Here is a 6,535-nt window from a genome sequence, read left to right as displayed (position 1 = left end):
CCCCCCCTTCGGGGGTTGGGTTTCTGCCATCAGGCCCCGGGTTTTGTCCGGGGCCTGGGGTGTGTTGTCAGTCGATGCGGGTAAGCAAGTCGTCGAGGCTTTTCTTGGCGTCGCCGTAGAACATCCGCGTGTTGTCCTTGAAGAACAGCGGGTTCTCGATGCCCGAATAGCCGGTGCCCTGGCCGCGTTTGGACACGAACACCTGTTTCGCCTTCCAGCATTCCAGCACCGGCATCCCGGCGATGGGGCTGTTGGGGTCGTCTTGTGCGGCCGGGTTCACGATGTCGTTCGAGCCGATCACGATCGCCACGTCGGTCTTGGGGAAATCTTCATTGATTTCGTCCATTTCCATAACGATGTCGTAGGGCACCCGCGCTTCGGCCAGCAGAACGTTCATGTGACCAGGGAGGCGTCCGGCAACCGGATGGATCGCAAACCGCACAGTCTTGCCCTTGGCGCGCAGGCGCTTGGTCAGCTCGCTCACCGATTGCTGGGCCTGGGCCACCGCCATCCCGTAGCCGGGGATGATGATGATCTCGTCGGCATCGTTCAGGGCCGCGGCGACGCTGTCGGCATCGGTGGCGATCATCTCGCCCTCGACCGCCATCTGCGGCCCCGAGGTGCCGCCAAAGCCGCCCAGGATCACCGACACGAAGGCCCGGTTCATCGCCTTGCACATGATGTAGCTCAGGATCGCCCCCGAAGAGCCCACCAGCGCGCCAGTCACGATCAGCAGATCGTTGCCCAGCGTGAAGCCGATGGCGGCCGCGGCCCACCCCGAGTAGCTGTTCAGCATCGACACCACCACCGGCATGTCGGCGCCGCCGATGCCCATGATCAGATGGTAGCCGATGAAGCCCGCGATCAGCGTCACCAGCACCATGGTCCAGATGCCCGCGCCGGCGATATACATGATCCCCAGCAGAACGCACAGCGCCAGCGACGCCGCGTTCAGCATATGCCCGCCGGGCAGCTGTTTGGGCTTGCCGTCGACCTTGCCCGCCAGCTTGCCGAAGGCCACGACCGACCCGGTGAAGGTCACCGCCCCGATGAAGATGCCAAGGAACACCTCGGTCTTCAGGATGCCGATCTCGACGCTGGTCTTCTTGGCCAGGGTGGCCGCGAAGCCCGCCAGCGCGCTCAGGTCGCCGCCGGCCTCCTTCAGCGCGGTCACCGCGCCCAGTTCCAGGTCGGCGTTGAGCCCGATGAAGACCGCCGCAAGACCGACGAAACTGTGCAGCGCCGCCACCAGTTGCGGCATCTCGGTCATCTCGACCCGCTTGGCCACGATGGTGCCGGCGATGGCGCCAAGCGCCACCATCAGGATCACGATGAAATAGTTGCCCATGCCTGGCCCGAAGATCGTCGCGACCACGGCAAAGGCCATGCCCACGATCCCGTACCAGATCGCGCGCTTGGCGCTCTCCTGGCCCGAGAGCCCCCCGAGGCTCAGGATGAACAGAACGGCGGCAGCGATATAGGCCGCCGAAACAAGTCCGATACTCATGTCACTGAACTCCTCAGGATTTCTGGAACATTGCCAGCATCCGGCGTGTCACCAGGAAGCCGCCGACGATGTTGATCGTGGCAATCAGGATCGAGATCGACGCCAGCAGAACCACCAGCCAGTTGCCGGACCCGACCTGCAGAAGGGCGCCCAGGATCACGATGCCCGAGATTGCATTGGTCACCGCCATCAAGGGCGTGTGCAGGCTGTGGCTGACGTTCCAGATCACCTGGAAGCCCACGAAACAGGCCAGAACGAAGACGATGAAATGCGCCATGAAACTGGCCGGGGCAAAGGCGCCCACGATCAGCATCAAGGCCGCGCCCACCCCCAGCAGGGTCACCTGCTGTTTGGTGGCGGCCTTGAAGGCGGCCACTTCCCGGGCCTTCTTCTCTTCCGGCGTCAGTTCCTTGGGCTTTTCCTTGGGCTTCTGCGCCGCGATTGCCGCGATCTTCGGCGGCGGCGGCGGGAAGGTGATCTCGCCCGCGTGGGTCACCGTGGCGCCGCGGATCACGTCATCTTCCATGTTGACCACCGGCTGACCGTCCTTGCCGGGCGTCAGATCGGTCATCATGTGGCGGATGTTGGTGGCATAAAGCGTCGAGCTTTGCGCCGCCATCCGGCTGGGGAAATCGGTGTAGCCGACCACGGTCACGCCATTGTCGGTCACGATCTTCTCGTCCGGAACCGTCAGGTCGCAGTTGCCGCCACGCTCGGCCGCCAGATCAACGATCACCGAGCCCGGCTTCATCAGCCCGACCATGTCCTCGGTCCACAGCTTCGGCGCCGGCCGGTTCGGGATCAGCGCCGTGGTGATGACGATGTCCACCTCCGGGGCCAGCTCGCGGAACTTGGCCAGCTGCGCCTCGCGGAACTCGGGGCTCGAGGGCGCCGCATAGCCGCCCGTCGCCGCGCCGTCGGTCTGTTCCTCGTCGAACTCGAGGTAGACGAACTCCGCCCCCATCGATTCGATCTGCTCGGCCACCTCGGGCCGCACGTCGAAGGCCAGGGTGATCGCGCCCAGCGAGGTCGACGCCCCGATCGCCGCCAGCCCGGCCACGCCGGCCCCCACCACCAGAACCTTCGCGGGGGGCACCTTGCCCGCCGCCGTCACCTGGCCGGTGAAGAAGCGGCCGAAGTTGGCGCCCGCCTCGATCACCGCGCGGTAGCCCGCGATATTGGCCATCGAGCTCAGCGCGTCCATCTTCTGGGCCCGGCTGATCCGCGGCACCATGTCCATGGCGATCACCGTGGCGCCGCGATCCTTCGCGCGCGCCATCAGCGCCTCGTTCGCCGCCGGCCAGAAGAACGAGATCAGGATCTGCCCCTCGCGCAGCAGATCCACCTCGGATTCTTCCGGAGGCCGCACCTTGGCCACGATGTCGGCGCCCGCATACAGCGCCGCCGCATCCGCCACGACCTCGACCCCGGCCGCGGCATAGGCCGCATCCGAAATCCCCGCCGCAGCCCCGGCCCCGGACTCAACCAGACACGCATAGCCCAGCTTGCCCAACTGACCCGCAGACTGCGGCGTCAAGGCAACCCGACACTCGCCAGGATATAACTCCTTGGGTACTCCAAGTTTCATGGCCATCCCTCAGTGCTTCTTTTTCTTTTTCGGCGGCATCAGGTCGGTGATGGTGCCTTCGAACATTTCGGCCGCAAAGTTCACCGTTTCCGACAGTGTCGGGTGCGGGTGAATGGTGTGGCCCAGGTCGACGGCATCGGCGCCCATCTCGATGGCCAGTGCAGCCTCGGCGATCAGGTCACCGGCGTTGGTGCCGACGATCAGCGCGCCGATCAGGCGGTCATCCTCGGGATCGAACAGCAGCTTGGTCATGCCTTCTGACCGACCGTTGGACAATGCCTTGCCCGACGCCGCCCAGGGGAACACGCCTTTTTCGTACTTGATGCCCTGCGCCTTGGCCTGGGTTTCAGTCATGCCGGCCCAGGCCACCTCGGGATCGGTATAGGCGACCGAGGGGATCACCCGCGCATCGAAATGGCGCGGATCACCGTTGGCGGCTTCGGCCGCGACCTTGCCTTCGTGCACGGCCTTGTGCGCCAGCATCGGCTGGCCCACGACGTCGCCGATGGCGTAGATGTGGGACACATTGGTGCGCTGCTGGCTGTTCACATGGATGAATCCACGATCGTCAACGGCAACACCGGCGGCATCGGCGGCGATCAGCTTGCCATTGGGCTTGCGGCCCACGGCGACCAGCACCTTGTCAAATGTGTCATTGGACACATTGCCCGAGGTATCCTCGAAAGTCACCTTCAGGCCCGCGTCCGAGGCTTCCATCGCCGTGACCTTGGTCTTCAGCAGGATGTTCTCATAGCGTTTGCCGATGCGGGTGTGCAGCGGCTTGACGATGTCCTTGTCGGCGCCCGGAATGATCTGGTCCATCAGTTCCACGACGGTGATCTTCGAGCCAAGCGCATCATAGACACAGGCCATTTCCAGACCGATGATGCCGCCGCCAAGGATCAGCATCCGTTCAGGGATGTCCTTCAGTTCCAGGGCGCCGGTGCTGTCGATCACCCTGGGGTCGTCATGCGGGATGAAGGGCAGCGTGACCGGTTCGGAGCCTGCCGCGATGATGCACTGGTCGAAGCTGACCGTCTTGGTGCCCTCGTCGCCCGTGACCTCGATCATGTTCGGGCCGGTGAACTTGCCGGTGCCGGTGACGACCTGAACCTTGCGGCCTTTCGCCAGACCGCCCAGCCCGCCGGTCAGCTGACCGACAACGCTTTCCTTGAACTTGCGCAGCCCGTCCAGATCGATCTCGGGCTTGGCAAAGCTCACGCCATGGGCGCCCATGTCCTCGGCCTCGGTGATGACCTTGGCCACATGCAGCAGCGCCTTCGACGGGATACACCCGACGTTCAGACACACGCCGCCAAGCTGCGGATCCCGCTCGATCAGGATGACCTTCTTGCCCAGATCCGCCGCGCGGAACGCCGCGGTATAGCCGCCAGGGCCAGAGCCCAAAACCACAACCTCACCATGAAGATCGCCCTGCTGGCCAGCGGCCAGGGGGGCGGGAGCTTCAACAGCCGGGGCTTTTTCCGGCGCGGCCGGTGCCGTGGAAGACGCAGCCGCCGGTGCCGCAGTCGCGCCCCCGGCCCCTTCCAGAACCACGATCAACGTGCCCTGGGAAACCTTGTCGCCTTCGGACACCTTGATTTCCTTAACCTTGCCAGCCGCCGGGCTGGGGACCTCCATCGTGGCCTTGTCGGATTCCAGCTCCAGCAGCGGATCTTCCGCCGCCACGGTGTCGCCCACCGCAACCAGGATCGACACCACCGGCACATCGGTGAAATCGCCGATGTCGGGCACGGTCACCTCGACCGAACCGCCGCCGCCTGCGGCCGGAGCGGCAGCTTCGGCGGCGGGGGCCGGGGTCTCGACGGCCCCGGCGGCCGCCCCTTCGGCTTCCAGCACGATGATCACCGAGCCTTCGGAGACCTTGTCACCTTCGGCGACCTTGATCTCGGTCACCTTGCCCGCTGCTGGGCTGGGCACTTCCATGGTGGCCTTGTCGGATTCCAGCTCGATCAGCGGATCTTCCGCGGCGACGGTGTCGCCCACGGAAACCAGGATCGACACCACGGGGACTTCGGCGAAATCACCGATATCGGGTACTTTGACGTCCATTGATCTCTCTCCCCTTACCACATCAACTTGCGCATATCGCCCAGCAGGGTCTTGAGCGTCACGCAGAAGCGTGCGGCCAGGGCCCCGTCGACGGCGCGGTGGTCATAGGACAGCGACAGCGGCTGCATCAGGCGCGGCACGAATTCCTCGCCGTTCCAGACCGGAGAGATTTTCGACCGGGTCAGGCCGAGGATCGCGACTTCGGGCGCGTTCACGATGGGCGTGAACGAGGTGCCGCCAATGCCGCCCAGCGACGAGATGGTGAAGGTGGCACCCTGCATGTCGGGGCCCTTCAGCTCGCCCTTGCGGGCCTTGGCTGACAGCTCCATCAGGTCTTTCGAGATTTCCACCAGACCCTTGCGATCCGCATCCTTGATCACCGGAACCATCAGACCATTCGGTGTATCTGCTGCAAAACCAATGTTGTAGAAGTCTTTCTTGATCAGCTTGTCGCCATCGGGATGGATCGAGCTGTTGAACTCCCAATGCTCTTTCAGGGCCGAGACCGAGGCCTTGATGACAAAGCTCAGCAGGGTGACGCGATAGCCGTCTTCCTTGGCCATCGTGTCCATCTCCTTCCGGTACTTGTCCAGATCGGTGATGTCGGCTTCGTCGTTGTGGGTGACATGCGGGATGTTCAGCCAGGCGCGGTGCAGCGCGGGACCCGAGATCTTCTTGATCCGGGGCATGTCCACGTTTTCGACCGGACCGAACTTCGAGAAATCCACGACCGGGATCGGCGGGATGCCCATTCCGCCCGAGGCCGGAGCCGCACCGGCAGACGGCGCCGGGGCCGAGGTTTTCTTGAAGAAGCTCGCCACGTCCTCGCGCAGGATACGTCCCTTGCGGCCCGAACCGTTGACCTTGCTCAGATCGACGCCCAACTGGCGCGCGAAGGCACGCACCGACGGCGAGGCATGGGCCTTGGAGAAGCCCGCGTCGGTGACCGCGGGGGCCGCCGCAGCGGGGGCGGCCGCAGGGGCGGCTGCGGGGGCCGCGGCAGGTGCGGCTTCCGCCTTGGGCGCTTCTTTCGGCGCGGCGCCAGCGCCCTCGCCTTCCAGGATCAGGATTAGGCTGCCTTCAGAGACATTGTCGCCTTCCGCGATCTTGATCTCTTTCACCACACCGGCGGCCGAGCTGGGCACTTCCATGGTGGCCTTGTCGGATTCCAGCTCTACCAGCGGATCCTCGACGGCGACGGTATCGCCGACGCTCACCAGGATGCTGACAACCGGCACATCCGAAAAATCGCCGATATCGGGTACTTTAACTTCGATGGTCATCTCATTTGTCTCCTCGTTCCGGGTGCCCGGTGGCGCTTCCCCCGCGCTGTCCGGGTCCGGTCAGTTCGTGTCGTGCCGCGCCGG

The 6,535-nt window shown here is 64.7% G+C and carries 4 protein-coding genes; all 4 read right to left on the bottom strand.

All coding sequences use genetic code 11. The features are described 5' to 3' along the window. Positions 1-67 precede the first annotated feature (67 nt). From ACP15K_RS15840 to aceF, 4 genes are read right to left on the bottom strand one after another with little or no spacing between them, the layout of a single operon-like run. Positions 68-1,507: an NAD(P)(+) transhydrogenase (Re/Si-specific) subunit beta gene (locus ACP15K_RS15840; RefSeq protein WP_424990090.1), complete on the bottom strand. Its 1,440-nt coding sequence runs from the start codon at positions 1,505-1,507 to the stop codon at positions 68-70. 13 nt (positions 1,508-1,520) lie between these two features. After that, positions 1,521-3,095 carry a Re/Si-specific NAD(P)(+) transhydrogenase subunit alpha gene (locus tag ACP15K_RS15835; RefSeq protein ID WP_424990089.1) on the bottom strand — a complete coding sequence of 525 codons (1,575 nt, stop codon included), beginning with the start codon at positions 3,093-3,095 and terminating at the stop codon, positions 1,521-1,523. Positions 3,096-3,104: 9 nt separating this feature from the next. Next, positions 3,105-5,168: a dihydrolipoyl dehydrogenase gene (lpdA, locus tag ACP15K_RS15830; protein ID WP_424990950.1), complete on the bottom strand. Its 2,064-nt coding sequence runs from the start codon at positions 5,166-5,168 to the stop codon at positions 3,105-3,107. 14 nt (positions 5,169-5,182) lie between these two features. Then, positions 5,183-6,451: a dihydrolipoyllysine-residue acetyltransferase gene (gene aceF / locus ACP15K_RS15825; RefSeq protein WP_193140780.1), complete on the bottom strand. Its 1,269-nt coding sequence runs from the start codon at positions 6,449-6,451 to the stop codon at positions 5,183-5,185. Positions 6,452-6,535: the final 84 nt, after the last annotated feature.

This window comes from Fluviibacterium sp. S390 (assembly GCF_049800695.1).
Lineage (GTDB): Bacteria > Pseudomonadota > Alphaproteobacteria > Rhodobacterales > Rhodobacteraceae > Meridianimarinicoccus.
The sequence above is the reverse complement of the archived record's forward strand: the minus strand, read 5'-3'. Positions and strand labels throughout refer to the sequence as shown.

Bases quoted from the DNA above. Each gene is read 5' to 3' on its own strand.
- aceF (WP_193140780.1), bottom strand. From the start codon at position 6,451: ATGACCATCGAAGTTAAAGTACCCGATATCGGCGATTTTTCGGATGTG.
- ACP15K_RS15835 (WP_424990089.1), bottom strand. From the start codon at position 3,095: ATGAAACTTGGAGTACCCAAGGAGTTATATCCTGGCGAGTGTCGGGTT.
- ACP15K_RS15840 (WP_424990090.1), bottom strand. From the start codon at position 1,507: ATGAGTATCGGACTTGTTTCGGCGGCCTATATCGCTGCCGCCGTTCTG.
- lpdA (WP_424990950.1), bottom strand. From the start codon at position 5,168: ATGGACGTCAAAGTACCCGATATCGGTGATTTCGCCGAAGTCCCCGTG.